General features: G+C 73.7%; 26 protein-coding genes and 1 tRNA gene. 14 read left to right on the top strand and 13 right to left on the bottom strand.

Annotation, left to right across the window (positions count from 1 at the left end; genetic code table 11):
- The first annotated feature begins 55 nt into the window (after positions 1-55).
- The 3 genes from M8C11_RS16710 to M8C11_RS16700 all read left to right on the top strand — a co-directional run bounded on the left by M8C11_RS16710 (position 56) and on the right by M8C11_RS16700 (position 3,063).
- The gene (locus M8C11_RS16710; RefSeq protein WP_013475429.1) at positions 56-472 is read left to right on the top strand and encodes a CBS domain-containing protein; all 417 of its coding nucleotides are present in this window, start codon (positions 56-58) and stop codon (positions 470-472) included.
- 159 nt (positions 473-631) lie between these two features.
- On the top strand, positions 632-1,003 hold the full coding sequence (locus M8C11_RS16705; RefSeq protein ID WP_252450274.1) for an SCP2 sterol-binding domain-containing protein: 372 nt from the start codon (positions 632-634) through the stop codon (positions 1,001-1,003).
- Positions 1,003-3,063, top strand: a complete 2,061-nt coding sequence (locus M8C11_RS16700; protein ID WP_252450272.1) for a glycogen debranching N-terminal domain-containing protein — start codon at positions 1,003-1,005, stop codon at positions 3,061-3,063. The genes M8C11_RS16705 and M8C11_RS16700 overlap by 1 nt, the downstream gene beginning before the upstream one ends.
- 43 nt (positions 3,064-3,106) lie before the next feature.
- Here M8C11_RS16700 and M8C11_RS16695 read toward each other — a convergent pair whose 3' ends face one another.
- Both M8C11_RS16695 and M8C11_RS16690 read right to left on the bottom strand, forming a co-directional pair.
- Entirely contained in the window at positions 3,107-3,496 is a 390-nt protein-coding gene (locus M8C11_RS16695) for a VOC family protein (protein WP_047890580.1), read from the bottom strand.
- A 9-nt stretch (positions 3,497-3,505) separates the two neighbouring features.
- The gene (locus M8C11_RS16690; RefSeq protein WP_252450270.1) at positions 3,506-4,165 is read right to left on the bottom strand and encodes an alpha/beta hydrolase; all 660 of its coding nucleotides are present in this window, start codon (positions 4,163-4,165) and stop codon (positions 3,506-3,508) included.
- Positions 4,166-4,264: 99 nt separating this feature from the next.
- Here M8C11_RS16690 and M8C11_RS16685 point away from each other — a divergent pair, with 99 nt between their 5' ends.
- Positions 4,265-5,017, top strand: coding sequence for a 1-acyl-sn-glycerol-3-phosphate acyltransferase (locus M8C11_RS16685; RefSeq protein ID WP_252450268.1), 753 nt, complete (start codon positions 4,265-4,267; stop codon positions 5,015-5,017).
- 28 nt (positions 5,018-5,045) lie between these two features.
- On the opposite strand, the gene M8C11_RS16680 is transcribed toward M8C11_RS16685, so the two are convergent.
- The 5 genes from M8C11_RS16680 to M8C11_RS16660 form a co-directional block, all read right to left on the bottom strand.
- Positions 5,046-5,789: a hypothetical protein gene (locus M8C11_RS16680; protein ID WP_252450266.1), complete on the bottom strand. Its 744-nt coding sequence runs from the start codon at positions 5,787-5,789 to the stop codon at positions 5,046-5,048.
- Between the two features lie 74 nt (positions 5,790-5,863).
- Positions 5,864-6,580 carry a response regulator transcription factor gene (locus M8C11_RS16675; protein WP_252450264.1) on the bottom strand — a complete coding sequence of 239 codons (717 nt, stop codon included), beginning with the start codon at positions 6,578-6,580 and terminating at the stop codon, positions 5,864-5,866.
- On the bottom strand, positions 6,550-7,746 hold the full coding sequence (locus M8C11_RS16670) for a hypothetical protein (RefSeq protein WP_252450262.1): 1,197 nt from the start codon (positions 7,744-7,746) through the stop codon (positions 6,550-6,552). The genes M8C11_RS16675 and M8C11_RS16670 overlap by 31 nt, the downstream gene beginning before the upstream one ends.
- On the bottom strand, positions 7,736-8,911 hold the full coding sequence (locus M8C11_RS16665; RefSeq protein ID WP_121684190.1) for an ATP-binding protein: 1,176 nt from the start codon (positions 8,909-8,911) through the stop codon (positions 7,736-7,738). The genes M8C11_RS16670 and M8C11_RS16665 overlap by 11 nt, the downstream gene beginning before the upstream one ends.
- Before the next feature lie 148 nt (positions 8,912-9,059).
- Complete coding sequence (locus tag M8C11_RS16660; protein ID WP_252450260.1) at positions 9,060-9,860, bottom strand: class I SAM-dependent methyltransferase; 801 nt, start codon at positions 9,858-9,860, stop codon at positions 9,060-9,062.
- 73 nt (positions 9,861-9,933) lie between these two features.
- On the opposite strand from M8C11_RS16660, the gene M8C11_RS16655 reads away from it, so the two are divergent.
- The 4 genes from M8C11_RS16655 to M8C11_RS16640 all read left to right on the top strand — a co-directional run bounded on the left by M8C11_RS16655 (position 9,934) and on the right by M8C11_RS16640 (position 12,216).
- Positions 9,934-10,374 (top strand): hypothetical protein, encoded by a 441-nt coding sequence (locus M8C11_RS16655; protein WP_252450258.1) that lies wholly within the window; start codon positions 9,934-9,936, stop codon positions 10,372-10,374.
- A 49-nt stretch (positions 10,375-10,423) separates the two neighbouring features.
- Positions 10,424-10,804 carry a hypothetical protein gene (locus M8C11_RS16650; RefSeq protein WP_252450256.1) on the top strand — a complete coding sequence of 127 codons (381 nt, stop codon included), beginning with the start codon at positions 10,424-10,426 and terminating at the stop codon, positions 10,802-10,804.
- A gap of 12 nt (positions 10,805-10,816) precedes the next feature.
- The gene (locus M8C11_RS16645) at positions 10,817-11,227 is read left to right on the top strand and encodes a pyridoxamine 5'-phosphate oxidase family protein (protein ID WP_252450254.1); all 411 of its coding nucleotides are present in this window, start codon (positions 10,817-10,819) and stop codon (positions 11,225-11,227) included.
- Positions 11,228-11,364: 137 nt separating this feature from the next.
- On the top strand, positions 11,365-12,216 hold the full coding sequence (locus M8C11_RS16640) for an aminopeptidase (RefSeq protein ID WP_252450243.1): 852 nt from the start codon (positions 11,365-11,367) through the stop codon (positions 12,214-12,216).
- Between the two features lie 27 nt (positions 12,217-12,243).
- Here M8C11_RS16640 and M8C11_RS16635 read toward each other — a convergent pair whose 3' ends face one another.
- Positions 12,244-12,603 (bottom strand): MerR family transcriptional regulator, encoded by a 360-nt coding sequence (locus M8C11_RS16635; RefSeq protein WP_252450241.1) that lies wholly within the window; start codon positions 12,601-12,603, stop codon positions 12,244-12,246.
- A gap of 75 nt (positions 12,604-12,678) precedes the next feature.
- On the opposite strand from M8C11_RS16635, the gene M8C11_RS16630 reads away from it, so the two are divergent.
- Complete coding sequence (locus tag M8C11_RS16630) at positions 12,679-13,407, top strand: SDR family oxidoreductase (RefSeq protein ID WP_252450231.1); 729 nt, start codon at positions 12,679-12,681, stop codon at positions 13,405-13,407.
- Between the two features lie 128 nt (positions 13,408-13,535).
- Here M8C11_RS16630 and M8C11_RS16625 read toward each other — a convergent pair whose 3' ends face one another.
- The gene (locus M8C11_RS16625; protein WP_252450229.1) at positions 13,536-14,003 is read right to left on the bottom strand and encodes an NUDIX domain-containing protein; all 468 of its coding nucleotides are present in this window, start codon (positions 14,001-14,003) and stop codon (positions 13,536-13,538) included.
- Positions 14,004-14,034: 31 nt separating this feature from the next.
- Positions 14,035-14,493, bottom strand: coding sequence for a hypothetical protein (locus M8C11_RS16620; protein ID WP_252450214.1), 459 nt, complete (start codon positions 14,491-14,493; stop codon positions 14,035-14,037).
- A 148-nt stretch (positions 14,494-14,641) separates the two neighbouring features.
- Between M8C11_RS16620 and M8C11_RS16615 the strand changes: the two genes are divergently transcribed.
- Positions 14,642-15,202: an AAA family ATPase gene (locus M8C11_RS16615; protein WP_252450213.1), complete on the top strand. Its 561-nt coding sequence runs from the start codon at positions 14,642-14,644 to the stop codon at positions 15,200-15,202.
- Between the two features lie 84 nt (positions 15,203-15,286).
- On the opposite strand, the gene M8C11_RS16610 is transcribed toward M8C11_RS16615, so the two are convergent.
- A tRNA-Arg gene (locus tag M8C11_RS16610) sits at positions 15,287-15,359 on the bottom strand.
- Positions 15,360-15,529: 170 nt separating this feature from the next.
- Here M8C11_RS16610 and M8C11_RS16605 point away from each other — a divergent pair.
- Positions 15,530-16,264, top strand: a complete 735-nt coding sequence (locus tag M8C11_RS16605; protein WP_252450212.1) for a hypothetical protein — start codon at positions 15,530-15,532, stop codon at positions 16,262-16,264.
- Between the two features lie 64 nt (positions 16,265-16,328).
- Here the strand turns inward: M8C11_RS16605 and M8C11_RS16600 are convergent, their stop codons facing one another.
- Both M8C11_RS16600 and M8C11_RS16595 read right to left on the bottom strand, forming a co-directional pair.
- Positions 16,329-17,345, bottom strand: coding sequence for an alpha/beta hydrolase (locus M8C11_RS16600; RefSeq protein ID WP_252450211.1), 1,017 nt, complete (start codon positions 17,343-17,345; stop codon positions 16,329-16,331).
- Positions 17,346-17,423: 78 nt separating this feature from the next.
- The gene (locus M8C11_RS16595) at positions 17,424-17,834 is read right to left on the bottom strand and encodes an HPF/RaiA family ribosome-associated protein (RefSeq protein ID WP_120573525.1); all 411 of its coding nucleotides are present in this window, start codon (positions 17,832-17,834) and stop codon (positions 17,424-17,426) included.
- A gap of 286 nt (positions 17,835-18,120) precedes the next feature.
- Here M8C11_RS16595 and ssb point away from each other — a divergent pair, with 286 nt between their 5' ends.
- The 3 genes from ssb (at position 18,121) to M8C11_RS16580 (ending at position 21,647) form a co-directional block, all read left to right on the top strand.
- Complete coding sequence (gene ssb, locus M8C11_RS16590; protein WP_252450210.1) at positions 18,121-19,005, top strand: single-stranded DNA-binding protein; 885 nt, start codon at positions 18,121-18,123, stop codon at positions 19,003-19,005.
- Between the two features lie 87 nt (positions 19,006-19,092).
- Positions 19,093-20,109 carry a cobalamin biosynthesis protein gene (locus tag M8C11_RS16585; protein WP_374668439.1) on the top strand — a complete coding sequence of 339 codons (1,017 nt, stop codon included), beginning with the start codon at positions 19,093-19,095 and terminating at the stop codon, positions 20,107-20,109.
- A complete protein-coding gene (locus tag M8C11_RS16580) occupies positions 20,106-21,647 on the top strand; it encodes a cobyric acid synthase (RefSeq protein ID WP_252450209.1) in 1,542 nt (513 codons plus the stop codon). The genes M8C11_RS16585 and M8C11_RS16580 overlap by 4 nt, the downstream gene beginning before the upstream one ends.
- Positions 21,648-21,686: the final 39 nt, after the last annotated feature.

The raw sequence follows: 21,686 nt of genomic DNA, 5'->3' as shown, positions 1-21,686 counted from the left end.
TACCCCGCCTGTGGCGGCGGGTAGACGGCGGTGCCGACACCGAGAGGGGAGCACCATGACAACGGTCGGAGAGTTCATGACGACCCGGTTGGTGACGATGGACGGCAACGACACGCTGATCGCCGCGGCGCAGGAGATGCGCGACAGCGCCATCGGCGACGTGGTGGTGACCGACGGCGACAACGTGGTCGGGATCGTGACGGACCGGGACATCGCGGTACGGGGCGTGGCCGAGAACATGGACCCCACCGCCACCCGGCTCAACCAGATCACCAGCAAGGACGTGGTGACCGTCAGCCAGAACGACGACGCCGTGGCCGCCGCCGACCTGATGCGCACGTACGCGGTCCGCCGCCTCCCGGTGGTCGACGACGGCCGGCTGGTCGGCCTCATCTCCATGGGTGACCTGGCGGTGGAGCGGGAACCCCAGTCGGTGCTCGCGGACATCAGCGCCGACGACCCCAACAACTAGACCTGTCCGCCGCGGTGACGCCGGCCCCCGGTTCGGGGGCCGGCGTCGCGCGTCGCGACGGTGCCGCGCTCACCCGGTTCGGGCGAGGTTGGCCGCGCAACGGGTGGGGACACGGAGCCTCGGACAGGGAGACCGCGGATCGCGGGAGGAGTCGCCCGGATGGTGGACATGACCACGAGATTCTTCGAGGACCTGGACCGGCGGGGGTTCGAGCCGTTGCTGGTCAAGACCTCCGGAACGCTCCGCTTCGACCTGCACGAGGGCCCGCACACCACGCACTGGCTGCTGGAGATCGATCACGGCAAGCTGCGGGTCCGGCAGGAGGACGGCGAGGCGGACACGGTGGTGGGCACCGAGCCGCGCCTGTTCGCCGAGCTGGTCGGCGGCGAGGAGAACGCCATCGCGGCGCTGCTGCGCGGCGACATGACAGTCGTCGGCGACCTGCGGCTCGTGCTTCAGGTCGAGCGGGTCTTCCCCGGCCCGCCGGACTCCCGCGGACCGCACCACACGTTCAGCGGGAGGGGTGTCTGATGCCCGGCGGCAACACCGTCCGGATCCTGGACGGCAACACGTTCGTGGTGTGCGAGGACACCGGCGACATCGAGGCCACGCCGAGCGAGCCGACCGGCCTGTTCTCGCTCGACACGCGGTACCTGTCGAAGTGGGTGCTCACCGTCAACGGGGAGCGGCTCAACGCGCTCTCCTACGACGACCTCCAGTACTACGAGGCCCGGTTCTTCCTGGTGCCCGGCATGGCCACGCACTACATCGACGCGAAGCTGTCGGTCATCCGGGAGCGGGCCGTCGGCGGCAGCTTCCGGGAGACGCTGACCATCCTCAACCACGACGAGAAGGCGGTCGACCTGGAGATCCGGATGGACGCCGGCTCCGACTTCGCCGACCTGTTCCAGGTCAAGGACGAGATCCTGAACAAGAAGGGCGAACACTACGCCGAGGCCGAGCCGGACCGGCTGCGCCTGGGCTACCGGCGTGGCAACTTCCGGCGCGAGACGCTCGTCTCCGCCGACCAGCCGGCCCGCTACGACCAGCGCGGCTTCGCCTGGAGCGTCCGGCTGGAACCCAACGAGCAGTGGGACGCCGTCATCGACGTGCAGACGTTCGCGATCGGCCCCGGCGGCCGGGACCTGCGGATGGGACTGCGCGCGCACGGCACCGAGCGGATCGCGCTCCAGCACGACCTGGAGGAGTGGATCAGCCGGGCCCCGAAGCTGAACAGCGAGCACGAGGAACTCGCCGCGACGTACCGGCGGAGCCTGGTCGACCTCGCGGCGCTGCGCTTCTCGCCGCTGTCACTCGGCGGGCAGACGCTGCCCGCGGCCGGCCTGCCCTGGTTCATGACCATGTTCGGCCGGGACAGCATCCTCACCTGCCTCCAGGTGCTGCCGTTCGCGCCGGAGATGTCGAAGACGACGCTGCGCATCCTCGGCGCGCTCCAGGGCACCCGGTTCGACGACTTCCGGGACGAGGACCCGGGCCGGATCCTGCACGAGATGCGGTACGGCGAGACCGCCGCGTTCGAGGAGCAGCCGCACTCGCCGTACTACGGCTCGGTGGACGCGACGCCGCTGTTCGTGGTGCTGCTCGACGAGTACGAGCGGTGGAGCGGCGACGGCGCGCTGGTCAAGGAGCTGGAACGGGAGTGCCGGGCCGCGCTGAAGTGGATCGACGACTACGCCGACCTGCTCGGCAACGGCTACATCTGGTACGAGCGGCGCAACACCGACACCGGCCTGGAGAACCAGTGCTGGAAGGACTCGTGGGACTCCATCTCGTACGCCGACGGCACGCTTCCGCCGTTCCCGCGGGCGACCTGCGAGGTGCAGGGGTACGCGTACGACGCGAAGATGCGGGCCGCCCGGATGGCCCGGGAGTTCTGGGACGACCCCACGTACGCCGATCAGCTGGAACGCGAGGCGGCGGAGCTGAAGCGGCGCTTCAACAACGACTGGTGGGTCGCCGACCGCGGCTTCTACGCGCTCGCGCTGGACCCGGACGGGCGCCAGTGCGACGTGCTCACCTCCAACATCGGGCACCTGTTGTGGAGCGGGATCGTGGACGACGAGCGGGCGCCGAAGATCGCCGAGCATCTCGTCGGTCCCCGGCTCTGGTCCGGCTGGGGGGTGCGGACGCTGGCCGAGGGCGAGGTCCGCTACAACCCGATCGGCTACCACAACGGCACGATCTGGCCGTTCGACAACTCGTTCGTCGCCTGGGGCCTGCGCCGGTACGGCTTCGCCGAGGAGGCCGCCACAGTGGCAAACGGCATCCTCGACGCGGCCACCTACTTCGACGGCCGGCTGCCGGAGGCGTTCGGCGGCTACCAGCGCGAGCTGACCAAGTTCCCGGTGGAGTACCCGACGGCGTGCAGCCCGCAGGCCTGGTCGACCGGGGCGCCGCTGCTGCTGCTGCGCACCATGCTGGGGCTGGAGCCGCACGACAAGCACCTGGCGGTCGACCCGCGGCTGCCGGTGGGCATGGGACGGATCGAGGTGCTGGACATCCCGGGTCGCTGGGGCCGGGTGGACGCGTTCGCCCGGGGCCGGCTCGACCTCGACGAGATGGCCGACTGAGCGGGCCGGCGCCCGGGGCAAGTGCCGGCGCCCGGGCGGCGGGTCAGTGCCCGGGCGGCGGCGCGGTGTGTGCCTCGTTCGGGGGAAGCAGGCAGAACTCGTTGCCCTCCGGGTCGGCCAGCACGGTCCAGCGCGGCAGCTCGCGGACGACTGTCGCGCCCGCCTCCAGCACCGCGGCCCGCTCCTCGGCGTCACCGACCAGGTCGAGGTGGATCCGGCCGGGCTCCGGAAGCACGTCGGCGGGGCTGATCCACAGGTCCGGACGCCGCCCGTGCGGGTCGCGCAGCAGCACCGCCTCGGTCGGCGCGAGCGTGCCCTCGGCGAGCTTCACCCGGTCCGCCTCGACCACCGGCAGCCCGGTGACCGCACTCCAGAACGGTGCGAGCAGGTAGGGGTCGCGGCAGTGGATGACGATCGCGGCGAGGTCGGGCATTCCTCGAACCTAGTCGCCCGCGGCGGCGGGCAGGACGCTGTCCAGGAACGCGGCGGCGGCCGCGCGCAGGTCGGGCCGGGCCAGGTCGAGCGCGTGACCGCCGTGCGTGAGCCAGAGATGCGTCGGGTGCCCGGCGGCGAGCAGCCGGCCGGCCAGCTCGACCGGCTGGGCGGCCGGCACCGCTTCGTCGTCACGCCCCTGCACCAGCAGCACCGGTACGCCGGAGCCGAGGTGGGTGGCGACAGCCGCGTCGACGGTGGCCGGATCGTCCGCGGCCGGCGGACGGCCCAGCAGGTCGGTCCACGGGTCGTCGCCGGGAGCGCGCCGGCGCCGCTGCTCCGGGTCGAGCGGGTCGACGGGTGCCCAGTACGCGAGCACCCCCGCCACGTCGCCGGGCCGGTCCACCCCGCGCAGGCCGAGTTGAAGCGCCAGCATCCCGCCGGCCGAGTCGCCGCCCACCAGCAGCGGCAGGCCGCCCGCCCCGGCCCAGGCCACCCGGGCCGCGGCGCGGACGTCGTCGAGCTGCGCCGGCCAGCGCGCCTGGTGCGAGAACCGGTACGTGGCCGGGACCACGCGCAGCCCGAGCGACGCGAGTGCCGTCCCGTCCTCCTCGGCGCGGGCCCGCCAGCCGCCGCCGTAGATCCAGAGCAACACCGCGCGTTCGGTCATGTCGCCATCGTCGCCGAGCCCGGGCCGGTGCGCGACCCCGGTCTGCCGAGGGCAGATCGGCCCTACGGTCGCGTAACCTACTCGGGGTAAAGTTTCGACATGTCGGAACTCGTGTACCCCCCTGTGATCACCGCCGCGAAGACGATGTTCCGGCTTCTCGACCTGCGCCTCGACGTGTCCGGCAGCGACCACGTGCCGCAGACCGGCGGCGCCGTGCTCGCGTCCAACCACGTGAGCTATCTCGACTTCATCTTCTGCGGCTACGGCGCGCATCCGGCCAAGCGGCTGGTCCGGTTCATGGCCAAGGACAGCGTCTTCCGGCACCGCGTTTCCGGTCCGCTGATGCGCGGCATGAAGCACATCCCGGTCAACCGGGCCGCCGGCGCCGGCTCGTACGCCGCCGCCGTGAGCGCGCTGCGCCAGGGCGAGGTGGTCGGCGTCTTCCCGGAAGCGACGATCAGCCGCTCCTTCACCGTGAAGGACCTGAAGAACGGCGCGGCCCGGATGTCGCAGGAGGCGGGCGTGCCGCTGCTGCCGGTCGCGCTCTGGGGCACCCAGCGGCTGTGGACCAAGGGCCGCCCGCGCACGCTGACCCGCCGGCACACCCCGATCACCATCATCGTCGGCGAGCCGATGGACCCGTCCGCCTACCCGGACGCCACCGTCATGACCGCCGACCTGCGTACCCGCCTGTCGGCGCTGGTCGACCGGGCCCAGCGGGAGTACCCGGACAAGCCGTCCGGCCCGGACGACACCTGGTGGCAGCCGGCCCACCTGGGCGGCGGCGCGCCGACCCCGGAGGAGGCGGTCGAGCTGGACCGGTCCGAGCGCCGCACCCGCAGCGCCTCCTGACCACGCCGGGTTCCGCCGCGGGGGAGCGTCAGCAGGCGGAGCCGGGCTGGTCGTGGGCGGGGAAGCCGGACCACGCCCACGGCGACGCCTCGGCCTCCGGCGGACGGTAGTAGTCGTCGCGGGACAGGAACTCCACCGGCAGCGAGCCCGGCAGCGTCACGGTGCCCAGCGTCGGGCCGGGGGAGGCGGCCACCCGGACGGCGAGGACGTCCCGTTCCGGCGGGGACAGGTCCACCAGGTCGGCGTTGGCGAGCCGGAAACCGGCCACCGAGCGGCGTACCTGCCGGGCCAGCCCGGCGACCAGACCGACCGGCCCGGTCAGCGCCAGCGCCGGCTGCCGGATGGTGCGTAGCGCGTCGCAGACGATGCGCAGCTCGGCGTTGCCGTCGCCCACCTCGGCCAGCTCCAGCCGGGACGGCCACTGCCAGCGGATCTGGCTGCTGACCAGGCGGGACAGTCGGGCCGGACGCCGGTGCCGGGCACCTGCCCGGCTGTCCCGCCCGGACACCACCGACAGTTCGGAGCCGGTGCAGACGTACGCCAGGCGGCGGTCGGTCACGGTGATCGTCGCCGGGGCGGGCAGCGACCAGCAGCGGACGTCCTCGCTCGGGCCGAGCAGGTGACCGGCGACGCGCAGGAAGTGCTGACCGAGCAGACGTTCGCCCGGCTCGGGCACCAGCTCGTAGCGCCGGTCGAGCACGGGACGGGTGGGGTCGTCGTCGGCGTCGAACCGGTGCGGTCCGACGAAGAAGGGTGTGGCGTCCTCCGGCACGGTACGACCTCCCGATGACGGTTGGCGGTAACGGTGAGCCTGCCCGATTCCTGGGGCGACTGTCATGACGCCTGTTAGGGGGTCGGCCGGTCGGCCGACGCCTGCGACCGGTAGATGCCGATATCTTCCGGTCGGACGAGTCCGTCCTCGATCGCCCGGGCGAGCAGTGCCGCCTTCGTGGCGGCCGGACGCCCCGCTCGGGTGTACTTGATCCGCGCACGGTCGACGTACTGCTTCACGGTGTGCTCACTGATCTGCATCCGGCGCGCCACCGACGCCTTCGACATCGACTGGAACCACAGCAGCAGCGCCTCGCGCTCCTTGTCCGACAGGGACGGACGATCCGGGCGGGCGTCACCGACCATCGCGCCGGCCAGCGCCGGGGGCACGTACGGCCGGTCGCTCGCCGCCGCCAGCACGGTGGCCACGCAGTGCTCGCGCCCCTCGTGCTTGGCCAGGAACGCGACCGCCCCGGCGTCGAGCGCGGCGAGCATGGTCTGCGGGTCGCTGTGCTCGGAGTAGACCACCACCCGGCGCCCGGCCGCGCTCAGCTCGGCCAGCTTGTCCAGCGCCATCCGGCCGTGCAGGCGCAGGTCGAGCAGCACCACCTCGGCGTCCGGCGCGGCCCGCAGCACCTCGTCCGGGTCGTCGCCGGTGGCCAGCACCCGCAACCGGGGCTCGCGGGCCAGCCAGGCGCGCACCCCGTCGATCACCACCGGATGGTCGTCGACGATCGCCACCCCGATCGGGGTTCCGGCGTTCACGTCCGCCGCCAGCGGGTCTGCGTCCATCTGATCTCCCCGTCCCGCTCGTGCAGGTGTTCCACCGGCCCGTCCCCGCCGGTCGCCGGCTCGTCCGGGCCGTCTTGATCCGGTGTCACCAGGCTGACCACCACCTCGTCCTGGCCTGCTACCACTGTGAGCCGGGCCCAACCCTCGGCGGCGGCGAGCGCCGCGGTGAGCGGGTCGGCCAGCCCGCGCCGGATCTCCACCGGCAACTCCGGCGGCGTGCCGACCGACACCAGGTCGATCGGCAGTCCGTTGCGTTCGGCCAGGTCGGCCGCCGCGCGCAGTTCGTGCAGCAGCGCGTCCGGCACGTCGTCCGACTCGGCGATGAGCCGGCGCAGCCGGGCCGCCGCCAGCACCGCGCGCCGCCGTACCGCCGGGTCGGCCGGGTCGGCGTCGCCCTCCGCCAGCTCGGCCAGTACCTCCTCGGCGGTGCCGCTGACCAGCGCCAGCCGTGCCTGCCGTTCGGTGCGGGCCCGCTCGGCCGCCTCCTGCTCCGCCGCCACGGCGAGCGTCGCCGCGGCGGTGGCCGCCCGGTTCCGGGCCTGCGCGGTGAGCGCCGCCGCGCCGACGAAGACCGCCACCGGCAGGGTGGAGGTGCCGTAGACGTACATCGCGGCCCGGCTCAGGTCGGCCGGCGCGGTCGCCCCGTACAGCATCACCGCCGCCAGCGCGATCGTGCCGTGCGCGGCGAGCATGACCAGCAGCCGGCGCACCGGCCGCTGCCAGAGCACCAGCAGGAAGAACCAGGCCAGACCGCCCCACACCCAGTTGGCGGTGCTGAACAGGAACCGGTCGCCGGCACCCGCGACCACCGCCGCGTCGACCACCAGCAGCACCGCGGCCAGCGGCCCGGCCGCCGGCAGCCCGCCGCGCAGCAGCCGTGCGCCGGCCCCGACCCCGACCAGCGCGGTCACCAGCCAGCCCGTCGCCACCACGGCCGGGAAGGCCATCCCCGGCCCGGCCCGCAACACGGCCGGCAGCGCCACCGCCAGGTGCCAGGCCGCCGCGATGACGATCGCGGCGATCCGCGCGCCGCCGTCGGACGCGTCGGCCACCGCGTGCGCCTCCGGCGGAGCCGTGGCCGCTGCGGAGCGCGTCGCAGTCCGCGGCCGGGGCAGCGGGCGCAGCGCGGAGCCGGCCGCCACGGCCGTACCCGACTCACTCGCCATCGGACCACTCCAGCCGAATCCGGGTGCCGGTGCCAGGGGCGGAAGTCACCACCGCCCGACCGCCCACAGTGCTCATCCTCCCGTGGATCGACTCGCGCAGCCCGTACCGGTGGGCCGGGACCGTGGACGGGTCGAAACCGGGACCGTCGTCGACCACCTCGACCACGACGGTGCCGCCCTCGCGGGCCAGGCGCAGCGACGTGGCCGCGCCCGGCGCGTGGCGTGCCACGTTCGCCAGCGCGGCGGCGGCGCTGTCGGCGAGCGCCGTGGCGACCTCCGCCGGCAGCCGGCACGGCGCGAGCGTCGCGGTCACCGCGAGCCCGGGCGTCCCGGCCAGCACCTCGCGCAGCCGTTCGTCCAGGTCGGCCTCGCCGGGCGCGGTCGCGGTCCGCGCGCCCGCCAGGGCGGTGAGGGTACGCAGATCGTCCGCGCACCGCTCGCGCAACGTCGCCGAGTCGGGTACGGCGCCGAGGCCGACCATGGTGAGCGTGCCCAGGACGGTGTCGTGCAGGTCGCGGTTCTGCCGCCGTTCGTCCTCGCGGGCGGCGCGTGCCACCACCGCCTCGTGGGACAACCGCTGGTAGTCGGCGAACGCGGCGTCGGCGCGGGCGATCCGGCGGCGCATCACCGCTGTCATCACCGCCGCGCTGCCGGTCTGCACCAGCAGCGTCCCGGCGTGCGCCCGCGCCTCGACCGGGTTGCCGGCCAGCGTGGTGCCGGTGACGTACGCGGCGGTGACCAGCAGGCCGGCCGGCACGGACCAGCGGGCCGGGGCGGTGGCCTGCGCGTTGATGACGGTCGAGCTGGCCAGCACCGCGACCCAGCTGGCCTCGCCCGGCAGCACCTCCGGCGCGACGAGCCACGGGACGGCGAGCGCGGCGGCGGTGGTCAGCGCCACGTCACCGGCGACCAGCGCGCCGCCGATGCCGTGCCGGAACGCGCGGAACGCGTACCAGACCGACCAGGCGGTCAGCACGACCACCGCGGGGACCAGCAGCGCCACCCGCACCGGCGGCGTGCGCACCGACAGCGCGACCACCGCGCCGACCAGGCCGCAGGTGAGCCGCAGCAGCGCCGGCAGGGTGGTGAAGATCCGGCTGAACGCGTCACCCGCCGGACGGGCCAGCGGGGCCCGTGACAGGGGCATGGCGGCAGCGACCGGCATCGGGGGGATGTCCTTCCGGCAGCGACCCGGCCGGGTCCGCGCGGCATAGATTGACGCTGGAGAATAACATGGTTTGTCGCAACTGGTTACCCTTGGTGCTTGACGAGTTTCGCTCCGGCGTAAAGCAGACGGCGGTCCGGCCCGGCGGTCAGCGGCGCACGGCGGCGAGCAGGTGGGCGCTGGCGCCGAGGATCGCCGCGTCCCGCTCGAACGTCTCGGCGCAGGCCAGCGCGTCGGCGAACAACCGCTCGTGCGACCCGGTGCCGAGCGCGTTCAGCAGCGGCCACAGCGGACCCTCCACCCCGTACACCTGGGGGTCGGGCAGTCCGGCCGCGACGAAGTCGGCGGCCAGTTCCTCCGGCCGGTGGAAGAACGCGGTGGTGAAGCCGGTGCGGGGATCGTTGACGCCGGTCTCGTACTCGGCGCGCAGCAACCGACGGTTGTGCTCGTCGACGCGGCCCTGCGCGCTCAGGTCGATCAGCGCGGCGTGGCGGCTGATCGCCGCCGCCACGACCGTCCCGCCCGGCCGGGTCACCCGCGCCGCCTCGCGCAGCGCCGCCACCCGGTCGGCCTGCCGCGGCAGGTGGTAGAGCGGGCCGAGCAGCAGCGTCGCGTCCGCCGCCGCGTCGGGCGACGGCAACGCGCGGGCGTCCCCCACCGACGCGGTCACCAGCGGGTACGCGGACCGCGCGGCGGCCACGTGCGCGGGCACCAGGTCGACCAGGTGCACCCGGTAACCGGCCGCGGCGAGCGGACCCGCGTAGGCACCGGGACCGCCGCCGACGTCCAGCACGTCCGCGGGTGCGGCGGGCAGAAGCCGGGCGAGCAGATCGCGGGTACGCCGTGCCTCCAGCCGGCCCTGCGGTGACCCTTCCAGCCGGTCGGCCTCGGCGTAGACCTCGGTGTAGTAGCGACTGATGTCCGGTTCGGCCGGGCGGTGTGCGGGCATCGATCGATGGTCGCCGAGAAGCGGAGCCGCAGCATCCGGTTTACGGTTGCCGGTGTCTCCTACCCTGCGGGGTATGGCATACCAGCCGGCCATGGTGCCGCCGAAGAAGTCCAAGCGAACCTTGTTCATCGTGCTCGGCGTGGTGCTGGCGATCTGTTGCTCCGGCGGTGTGCTCGCCGGCTTCTTCCTCTTCCGGGCCGTGCAGGAAGCCACCGGCCCGGCCCGGTCCACAGCGGAGACCTACGCCGAGGCGATCGTCGACCGCGACTATCCCGCCGCGTACCGGCAGTTCTGCTCCTCGGTGCGCGACCGGGTCAGCGAGGCGGACTTCACCCGGCAGCAGTCCTCCCAGCCGGAGTTCACCGGCTACGAGATCACCGGGCTGAACGTGTCGAACAACAACGGGCGGGTGAGCGGGTCGACGACCATCCGCTTCACGCCGTCAGTCGGCACGAAGGTGACCCAGTCGTTCCCGATGGTCAAGGAAGACGGCGAGTGGCGGATCTGCGAGTGAGCCGGTCGCGGGGCGGCCTGGCGGGCGCCTGGCGGGCATACTCCGCGGGATGACTGCGGAGTCCCCGCCGGTCCTGCGGCCCGGCCCCTTCCTCGTGGTGCTGCTCGGCGCGGTCGTGATCGCGTTGTTGCTGTTCATGCCGATCCGGATCGGCTTCGGTGACCACACGGCGGGCACCAGCTGCGGCAACGCGGTCGCCATGGATCTCGGGCACTGGCGCGACCAGCCCTACTCGGAGGAGAGGGACATCTACCTGGACCTGGCATTCCGGAGGTGTATCAGCGAGCGCGTCGACCGGACCGCGCAGTCCGTCGGCGTGCTCACGTTGACGCTGCTCACCATCATGGGGATGCGGGTGTGGCACGCGGCTCGCCGGGAGCGATCCCGCCCGTCCGGAGGTGAACCTCTTCAGTCGCCGCGTGACACCTGATCCACTTGTCGCATGGCCTCATCTCCCGCCACACCGCTTCCGCCGGCCGTCGAGGACCGGCTCGCCCGCGAGCGCAACGTCTGGCTCTGCACGCTGCGCCGTGACGGCTCTCCGCACGTCACGCCGGTGTGGTTCGTCTACGCCGACGACGTCTGGTGGATCGGCTGCGAGGGGCGCAGCGTCAAGGCCCGCAACGTGGCGACCGACCCCCGCGTCTCGCTCGCCCTGGAGGACGGCGTCCACCCGGTCGTCGCGGAGGGCGAGGCTCGCGTGCACCGCGCCGACTTCCCGCCCGTGATCGTGGCGGCGTTCGCGGAGAAGTACGGCGGATGGGACATCCGGCAGCCGGTCACACCGGACAGTGAACGGGTGCTGCTGGAGGTGCCCGTCCGGCGATGGCTGCTCGCCGGCACGGCACGCTAGTCCCCGGAGAACCCCCAGTAGGAGATCTCGTTCGGGGCACCCGCCTCGTCGTCCGGCGGCGCACGCGATCATGCCCGAGACCACCGACGAAACCGGCGGGTCACCGCGACCGGGATTCCTGTGCCACTCTCTGCGCCATGCGTCTGTCGCCGAGCCTGGGAGTCGCCGCGGTCGTGGCCGGCCTGCTGTCGGTCGGAGCGGCGCTGCTCGCCATGCCGGACGCGTCGCTTCTGTGGGCCGTGGTCACGCTCGCGGCGCTGTGCGGCCACGCGCTCACGGCCTCCGGAACGGCCCGGGTGCGGTGGGGCGTCGCCACCGGCGCCGGGGTGTTCGTCCTGGTGGCAGCGGCGAACCTGCTCTGGCATCGGGGATGGGGGACGGACGCGGGCGACCTGGCACGGGGCCAGGCGACGGCGAGGGCGTACCTGCTGGAGCGCTGGCAGGACGGCATGGACCGGCAGCGGATCATCGTGTGGGGCCTCGTTCTCGGCGTACTCCTGCTCGCCGTCGCCGTGTCGGCGCTGCCGGCACGCGGCGGGCGGCACGGTGTGGTGACGACGCTCCTGGCGCCGGCCGCGCTCGTCTGGTGCGGGCTGAGCGTGGCGTCGACGCCCGGCGAACCGCCGCTGCTCGACCTGTTCGCCGCCGTGTGGCCGGGGTTGCTCGCCGTGCTAGTCACCGCCGGGGTGCTCGCGGCGTCCGGATGGCGGAGCGACCGGCGCGGGCTCCTCCCGACCGGGATGATCCTGCTGGCGCTGGTCGCCGTGGGAGCCTGCTCGCATCTTGCCTCCGCATGGACGACCTGGTGGACCCTGGTCGAGCCCGCCGAGGACGCCTTCCTGCAACCGGGGATCATGGTGAGCACGAGCGCTCCGGCGGCCGGTGCCATCGAGGTCTCCTCGGCCGTGGAGATGGCTGTCGCCCTCGGCGGCGTGGGGCTGGCGGTCGTCGGCGCACTGCGCGCCCACCGCGAGACCGAGGGTCGCTGAGAACCTGCGGCGTCCGGCGGGCCGCGCCTACGGGTGGGTGTCGGTGATCGCGATGACCTCGTCGAGGCGGTCCAGCGCGGCCCGCAGGTCGTCGACCTTGGCCTGGATGCGCTCGCGCTCGGCGCGCAGCATGGCCCGCTGCGCGGGGTCGGTGTGCCCGGAGTCCCAGCACGGCAGGAGTTCCGCGATCCGGCTGCTGGTCAGGCCCGCCGCGTACATCTGCTGGATGAAGCGGACCAGCGTGACCGTGTCCGGCCGGTAGAGGCGCTGGCCGGACGGGCTGCGCCTGGGGAAGAGAAGACCCTGTTCCTCGTAGTAGCGCACCGCGCGCACCGAGACACCGGCGTCGCGCGCCACCTCGCCGATGCGGATCAGCTGCTCGGGCACCGTGACTCCTCTCACCCCGGTCTCGGCGCTCAGCACTTGCCTCTGACGTCAACGTCAGGTTTTAGCGTACCGGGCATGGACATCACCAACTCGGTAGCCCTCGTCACCGGAGCCAACCGCGGCCTGGGCCGCGCCTTCGCCCAGCGCCTGCTCGAACGGGGCGCCCGCAAGGTCTACGCGACCGCACGCCGGCCGGAGACCGTCGACCTGCCCGGGGTCGAGGTGCTGCCGCTCGACATCACCAGTCCCGCATCGGTGCGTGCCGTCGCCGCTGCCGCCCCGGACGTCACGCTGCTCGTCAACAACGCCGGGATCCAGACCGGCACCGACCTGGTGGCCGGTTCGCTGGACGCGGTGCGGCACGAGGTGGACACCAACGTGCTCGGCCACCTGGAGATGATCCGGGCGTTCGCGCCGGCGCTCGCCCACAACGGCGGGGGCGCGATCGTGAACGTGCTCTCCGCCATGTCGTGGTTCGGAACCAGGGGCGCCGGCGCGTACCACCTGACCAAGGCCGCCGCGTGGGCGATGACGAACGGCGTACGCCTGGAACTCGCCGACCAGGGCACGCTCGTGACGGCGGTGCACCTCGGCCTGGCCGACACCGACATGTCCGCCGGGTGGCCCGTCGACAAGATCGCGCCGTCCGACCTGGCCGACGCGGCGCTCGACGGCGTCGAGGCGGGTGCCGCCGAAGTCCTCGCCGACCAGTGGAGCCGCGACGTCAAGTCCCGGCTGACGCTGACGCCGGAGGAGTTCAACGCCGCGATGGACCGCGCCCTGGCGGCGCTGACGGCGGCCTGAGTTGTTCAGCCGGGCCGTCCGCTGGTCGTACTCGCGTACGGGCCCGGCTGTACCCTCCCGGTCCTGGCCGCCTTCGACGGGGGCCGTCGGCCGTCGTCGGCCGGAGTCGCTGCGTGGGGCCTTCGCCGTCACCCGGCCAGGTGACCGGTGGCCCGCAGCAGCGCCCGGGAGAAGCGGTTGAGATCGGCACCGGCTAGCTGCGGTGGGGTGAACCAGTCCAGCTCGCTGATCTCGTCGTGGTCGGGGACCGGCTCTCCGTCGGCGATGGTCGCCTGGTAGACCGCGGTGACATAGGCGACGCGGTCGCCGTTCGGGTAGCTCACCTCGTAGTCGGGGCCGCCGAGCACGTCCAGCAGCCGTGGCCGGCTGATCCGGACGCCGATCTCCTCGCGGATCTCACGCACGGCCGCCTGGGCCGGGAACTCTCCGATGTCGACCGCGCCGCCGGGTACCGCCCACCCGTTCCCGTCCTCGGCATGACGTACCAGCAGGACCCGTGCGCGGTCGTCGACGACGACGACCGACACCGACGGCATCTGGATCAGCTCGTGGCCGATCACCGCCCGCAGCCGGGCCACGTACGACGAGACGGCCATCAGGGCACGGTAGTCGCTGAGGGGACGCTCGTCATGGACCGGCGTCAGGGCCGGCGGATTCGTCTGCCGGGCGGACGGGTTCGAACACCCCGTTCTCGTTCACCCGCCAGCGCGAGTGGGCACCGCCTGGTTGTTCGAGCACGCGTCGCACCTGGCCGGCGTCGTCCAGTCGAAATGAGCTGGGCTTGTGGAAATAGATGATCCCGTCGAGATTCGTCGGGCGCAGTCCGAGCCTGGTCAGCAGGTGTTCCGCTGCGTCGCAGGTATCCGCGGTCGGTACGACGTACGCCCGCCCGCGGTCGTTCTCGCAACAGCTACGCGTGTCGCAGACTGCCCAGAGGCTGGCCATGAGTCCGGCAAGGCCCGCATCGACACACGCCTCCCTGCCGTGCGCCCGGAGGTGAATCTGGCGGTGCTTGGCGGCGATGAGGCCGCCGTTCGTCTTCTGGCACGTCAGACACAGCGGGTATGGCCCAAGCACGACCGGCACCACTACCTCCAGAGCCCGGGAGGTGGAGATTCGAGTCCCACACTTCTGGTGTGGAGCGTAGTGGCCTGCGCCAAGCGCCCACTTACCCGACGTTCAGCCGGGGGACACGTCAACGCCGCCCGGTTGCTCGCCCGCGTTAACGTGCCCCGTGATCGTATGGCTCAACGGCACCCACGGCGCGGGCAAGACGACGACCAGTGTGCTCGTGCAACAACTGATCCCGGATTCACGGGTGTTCGACGCCGAGAAGGTCGGCGAGGCACTCATGGACATCACGCCGGGGTTGCCCGCGACGGACAACTTCCAGCACTGGCCGCCGTGGCGGCATCTCGTCGTCGAAACCGCCCGCCGCGTGCTCGACTACACCGGCGGCACGCTGGTGATGCCCATGACCGTCCTGGTGGAGCAGTACTGGCGCGAGATCAGTGGGGGCCTTGCCCAACACGCCATACCGGTAAGGCATTTCGTCCTCCACGCTGACCAGGACACCCTCCGCAGGCGTATCGAGAGGGAACATCCCGTCCCCTCCCCGTTCCGCCTCAAGTACCTCGAGCCCTACGCCGAGGCGGCCCGCACGTGGCTGCATGCCGAGGCCGAGGTCGTCGACACCACGCACCTCACGCCCGCCCAAGCAGCCCGGCAGATCGTCCTTCGAGCTACCGGCGGCGGTTCAGGCACTGTCGTGGCGAGACCTGAAGACTGCTACTGACGGTCGTTGCTGTGGCAGCGCTGTACGGGGCCGTGGTGATCGTCTCGACCGGAAGCCACAACCCGTTGACCTGGGTGGTGAGGGTGCGCCCGGCAGGATTCGAACCTGCGGCCTTGGGATTAGAAGTCCCCTGCTCTATCCGCTGAGCTACGGGCGCGCGCCGACGGTCGTCGCGCCAAGAGGGTACCGCCGCTCCCCGCGTGCCCGGGGGTACGGGTCGGCGCGTCCGTTCCGCCCCTCAGCGTCCCACGCCGGGGCCCGGACCGGCACCACAGTTGCGGCGGGTCCGGCGCGGGCCGGGCGGGACGCGATCCGTACCCTCGTCGGATGCTGCTCGACCAGGAAACCGAGAACGAGATCGTCTTCGAGCTGTGTCAGCTCCTCGGACGGGCCATCCTGCCCCTCACCGGCTCGGACGGCCCGGGCACACCGCCCGGCGTCCTCGGCACCGCCTTCTTCTACAGCGAGCTGGTCGGCGCCACCGACGACGGCGAGGTCGCGCACGAGTGGCTGCTCACCGCCGACGCGCTCACCGACCGGGCGTACGGCGAGATCGGGTTGCGGCCGAGCGTCACCGACCCGGCCGAGGGCGCGGACGAGCCGATCGACCTGCCCGGTTTCGCCGACCACTGGCTGCACCTGCCGGAACTGGGGCTCGCCGCGATGCCGACCGGCGGTCTGCACGGCTGGGCCGACGACCGGGGCTGGCGCTGGCGTACCCAGCATGTCACCGAGGCGGTGGCCGCGCCGGCCGACTCGGTCGCCCGGATCGGCGCGGCGCCCGCCTCGGCGTTCGTGCTGGCCCTGGGCGTCGGCGACGGCGGGTCGCGGCCGTTGGAGGCGGTGGTCGAGCGGGTCGCCCGGGACGGCGGCGAGGTGCGGGTCACCACGGAGCTGCCCGCAGGCTACGTGGGCGCGCCGGTGTTCGCGGTCGAGGCCGGACCGGACGGCGGGCCCGCGTTGCGCTGCCTCGGCGTGGTGCTGCCGCCGCAGGCCGGTGGCCATCCGATCGCCACCTTCGACCGGATCCGCGCCGCGCTCACGGCGGTCGTCGCCGACTGAACCGGCCGTCCGGCGCCGGGACGGCCGACTCGGCCGGGCGTCCCGGCGGCGGGACGGACCGGCCTCAGCCCTCGGCGGCCGCGTCGGCCGGCCGCCGCGGGGCCGGCGGTGTCGTGGGCTCCGGCTCGGTCGGCCCGGCGCGGAGGAATCCCTCCGCCCACCGTCCGACCTCCGCGAAGACCTTCTCGCGTACGCCGGGACTGGACAGCGTGAGGTCGTGCAGCCCGCCGTCGAAGCGGGCGAGAGTGACGTGCCGGCCGAGGCGGGGCGCCCAGCGCACCATGTGCTCGACGTCGAGCACGGCGTCGGCGCCGGTGGCGCTGTCGTGCCATTTCGTGCCCCGGAAGCTGCGCGTGGAGCAGGCGAGCAGCACCGGCACCGGGATGTCCAGTCCGGCCCGCAGCCGGCGCTGACCGGCGCGGATCGCGTTGATCCAGCCGGCCCGCACCGGGAACCCGGCGAGCGGCTTCCAGGCCAGGTCGTACCGCCACTCGCCCCGGTGGTCGGCGTGCAGGCTCTCGCCGTACACCGTGCCCAGCCCGAACGGCAGCACACGCTGCGGCGCCCTGCGGCCCAGGCGGGAGACGGCGGCCGCGAGGGGCCGGCGGACCATCCAGGGCGCGTTGATGTCGAAGAAGGGGCTGTTGAGCACGATGCCGTCGACCAGGCCGGCGTCGCGGCGGTCGTGCGCCCAGAGCGAGATGATCAGGCCCCCGGTCGAGTGGCCCATGGCGAGCAGGGTGTCGTGGCCCTCCTCGGCGCGGATGATCTCCGCGGCGGCGTCCAGCTCGGGGAAGTAGTCGCTCAGGTCGCGGCAGAAGTTCGGGGTCTGGTGCGGGAGCAGGCTGCGGCCGTACTTGCGCAGGTCGAGCGCATAGAAGTCCCAGCCACGCTCGGCGAAGAAGTCGGCCACGTGGGTCTGGAAGAAGTAGTCGACGAAGCCGTGCACGTAGAGCACGGCGCGGCCGGTCGGGCGGTCGGCCCGCCGACGCACCAGGGTCGCGACCACCGGCCCCTCGTCGTCGGTGCCCAGGTCGATCGTCCGCCGCTCGTAGGGGGCGCCCAGCACGTCCGGTTCCACGACCGCGACGGTACGCCGCCGGGCTACCCGGCGGTAGCCCCCGCCCGCCCGCACCGGACGGACGGGGGCATACGGGCCTCAGACGGTCTCGGCGTCCTCGCGCTCGGCGTCCTGCAACGGGGCACCATCGGGCTGGTCGACGGCGCGCAGGTGCTTGTTGTGGCGCGGCTCCTGCCGGGTCTTCGCGTCGTTGAGCTTGCGGCGCAGGTCGTCCCGGACGTCGTTGAGCGCGGCGTGCAGATCCTCCTCGGTCGAGGTGGTGACGATCTTCTGCCGCCCGGCGACCCAGCACTCCAGGGTCACCTTCTGGCCCCGGGCCTCGCGATCCTTGACGGACACCTCGAGCTCGGTGGCGTCGGCGTGGAAGCCGGCGAGCCGGGCGTCCAGGGTCGCGAACTGCTCGGCGATCCAGTTGCGGTCGCCCTGGGAGAACCCGGCGCCGACCCGCAGGCACTCGGCCACGGTCGCGGGGTTCGCCACGGCGCTCATCGCGCTGCCTCGCGGACGTCTCGGAGAAGCATGGAAGCTCCCTTTCTCTCGGTTGATCAAGTACTTACCCAACCGGCGCGATTCCGGAACGCCTGCCTGCCGGCTCCTTTCGATCATGCGTCGTCGCAGGTCAGGCACGTAGGGTCGGTCGGCCTAGCAGATCGGGACCTTGATCAGGGGGTTGTCCACAGGGCGGTCCGTCATCCACAGGCACGGGTCGGGCGGGTGGTCCGGGCGGGGCGGTCGGCCGACGCTTCCCGGGACAAGTCGATCCCTGGGAGGGGCGATGTTCGATACGTACGTGACGATCGTCGGCAACGTGCTGACCGCGCCGGAGTGGCGCCGGACCACGCAGAGCGGAACGCTGGTGGCCAACTTCAAGGTCGCCTCGACCGCCCGCCGGCTCGACCGCGACAGCGGCCGCTGGGTCGACGGCAACAGCCTTCGGGTACGCGTCAACTGCTGGCGCCGCCTCGCCGAGGGGGTGGCCGCCTCGGTGGCGGTCGGTGATCCGGTCATCGTGGCCGGGCGCCTCTACACCCGGGACTGGACCGACGAGGCGGGCACCCACCGCACGCTCTACGAGTTGGAGGCGGTCGCGGTCGGGCACGACCTGTCCCGGGGCCGCGCCCGCTTCCTGCGCAACCAGCCCCGCGCGGCAACCAGCGCCGTCGAGGACGCGGAGGCTGAGCAGCGGGTGCACGGCGAGGCGACCGAGCCGGTGCCGGACGCGCAGGCCCCGGCGACGTTCGACGACCGGCCCTTCGACGACGACTTCCCGCCACCGGAGTACGGGGGCGGCCGGGTCGGGCTCGTCGGCACCGTCGAGCGGGTGGGCGAGCCCGACCCGTTCGACGACCGGCCCGGTGCGCCCGTTCCCGGCGGGGACGCCCGGTTCGGCGGACCGTCCGGCGGTCTGCCGGGCGGCCCGTCGGGCGTGCGGGCGGACGGTCCGTCCGGCGCCGGCCCGGGCCTGCCGGCCGAGGGCGACGACCTGTCCCCCGAGGAGGGCGACGAGCCGGCCCCGGCCGGGGACGACGAGCTGGGTGAGGTCACCGCACCGGGTGCCGGTGGACCGGGTGAGGACGAGCCGGGCGGCGCGAGTCCCGGCGGCGTCGCCGGGACCACCTCCGGGCGCCGTGGCCGGCGGCGTACCCCGGTGCCCGCCTGACCCTTCGTCCGACGGGGGCGCGGGGTGGTGACGTCGGCGTCACCACCCCGCGGTACGACTAGGCTGGCCGGCCGGAGGTGGTGACGGGTGCGGCAGGCGACCGCCATGGCGAACGCGACCGGGATGGTGGCGGGCTACGCGCTCGACGCCCTGCTCGGCGACCCCCGCCGGTGGCATCCGGTGGCCGGCTTCGGCACCGCGGCCGGTGCGCTGGAACGGCGGGTCTACCGCCCCGACCGGGCGGCCGGCGCCGCGTTCACGGCGCTCGCGGTCGGCGCGCCGGTCCTGCTCGGGGCAGCCGCCGCGCTGGCGACCCGCCGCCACCCGGTGGCCCGGGCCGCGCTGGTGGCCGCCGGCACCTGGACGGTGCTCGGCGGGCGCACGTTGCGGCACGAGTCCCGGGTGATGGCACGGGCGCTGGGCCGGGCCGACCTGCCCGCCGCCCGGGCCCGCCTCGGCAACCTGTGCGGGCGGGATCCGTCGGCCCTCGACGAGCCCGAACTCGCCCGCGCCACAGTCGAGTCGGTCGCCGAGAACACCTCCGACGCCGTGGTCGCCCCCCTGGTCTGGGGCGCGGTCGCGGGCCTGCCCGGCCTGCTCGGCTACCGGGCGGCGAACACGCTCGACGCGATGGTCGGCCACCGCTCGCCCCGGTACGCCCGCTTCGGCACCCCGGCGGCCCGGCTGGACGACGCGCTGAACCTCGTGCCGTCCCGGCTCACCGGGCTGCTCACGGTGGCCGTCGCGCCGGTGGCGCACGGGGACCGCGCCGCCGCCTGGCACGTGTGGCGGCGGGACCGGGCCGACCATCCGAGCCCGAACGCCGGTCAGTGCGAGGCGGCGATGGCGGGCGCGCTCGGCGTCCGGCTCGGTGGGCGCAACGTCTACTTCGGCCGCGCCGAGACCCGGCCGTTCCTCGGTGACGGCCCCCGTCCCGAGGCGCGGCACCTGAAGCGTGCCGCCCGGATCTCCGGCGCGGTGGGTGTGGCCGCGCTCGGCCTGGCCGCGCTCTACCCGGTGACAGTCGGTCGCCTGGTCGGCGCCACCGGCCGGGCGGCGTTGGGCGTCCTCACGCGTGCAGCCCGCCGGGGGAGCGGGCGGTGAGCGGCGGGCTGCTGGTCGCCGGCACCACCTCCGACGCCGGCAAGAGCGTGCTCACCGCCGGCATCTGCCGCTGGCTGCGCCGCCGGGGCGTCCGGGTCGCGCCGTTCAAGGCGCAGAACATGTCGAACAACTCCGCCGTGGTGGTCGGCCCGGACGGGCGCGGCGGCGAGCTGGGCCGCGCCCAGGCGATGCAGGCCGCCGCCTGCGGGCTCGAAGCCGACCTGCGTTTCAATCCGGTGCTGCTCAAGCCGGGCAGCGACCATGCGAGCCAGGTGGTGCTGCTCGGCGAGGCGGTCGACACGGTCACCGCCGGCAACTACCACGAGGTGCGGTCCCGGCTCGCCACCACGGCGTACGCGGCGCTGGCCGAACTGCGGGCCGAGTACGACGTGGTGATCTGCGAGGGCGCGGGCAGCCCCGCCGAGATCAACCTGCGCGACGGCGACTACGTCAACATGGGCCTGGCGCGGCAGGCCGGGCTGCCCACGATCGTGGTCGGCGACATCGACCGGGGCGGCGTGTTCGCCTCGATGTTCGGCACCGTCGCCCTGCTCGACGCGGCCGACCAGGCGCTGCTGGCCGGGTTCGTGGTGAACAAGTTCCGGGGCGACCGCGGCCTGCTCCAGCCGGGGCTGGACATGCTGCGCCGGGTCACCGGCCGCCCGACGTACGGGGTGGTGCCGTGGGCGCTGGACCTGTGGCTCGACGCGGAGGACTCGCTCGCGTACGGGCGGGTGCTCGGCCGACCGGCCGCGCCCCGGGGCACCGACTGGCTCGACGTCGCAGTGGTCCGGCTGCCCCGGATCAGCAACGCCACCGACGTGGAGGCCCTCGCGACCGAGCCGGGTGTGCGGGTCCGCCTCACCGTCGAGCCGGCCGAACTGGCCGCCGCCGACCTGGTGGTGCTCCCCGGCACCAAGTCGACAGTCGCCGACCTGGCCTGGCTGCGGGAGACCGGCCTGGCCGACGCGGTCCGGGCGCACGCCGCCGCCGGACGGCCGCTGCTCGGCATCTGCGGCGGCTTCCAGATGCTGGGCCGGGCGATCCACGACGCGGTGGAGAGCCGCCGGGGCACCGTACCCGGCCTCGGGCTGCTGCCCGTCGAGATCACCTTCGAGCCCCGCAAGACGGTCCGCCGGGCCGAGGGCACCGCCGCCGGGGACGTGCCGGTGCACGGGTACGAGATCCACCACGGCCGGGTCACGGCCGCCGACCCGGGCCTCGCGCCGCTGCTGCGCTACGCCGACGGCACCGGCGAGGGCGCGCGCCTCGGCAGCGTGTACGGCACGCACTGGCACGGCGCCTTCTCCTCCGACGCGTTCCGCCGCCGGTTCCTGACCGAGGTCGCGGAGACGGCCGGGCGGACCGGCTTCAAGGTCGCGCCGGACACGTCCTTCGCGGCGGCCCGGGAGCGGACGCTGGACCTGCTGGGCGACCTGGTGGAGGAACACCTCGACACGGACGCGCTGTGGCGGCTGATCGAGTCCGGCCCACCCGCGGGACTGCCGTTCGTGCCGCCCGGCGCGCCACCGGCGTAGCAGGCCGCTCCACCGGCACTCGGCGGCCGTGCGACCCCG

Origin of the sequence: Micromonospora sp. CPM1, assembly GCF_023896895.1 — a bacterium.
Lineage (GTDB): Bacteria > Actinomycetota > Actinomycetes > Mycobacteriales > Micromonosporaceae > Micromonospora > Micromonospora tulbaghiae.
Note: the sequence above shows the minus strand (reverse complement) of the source record. Positions and strands in the feature narration are given on the sequence as shown.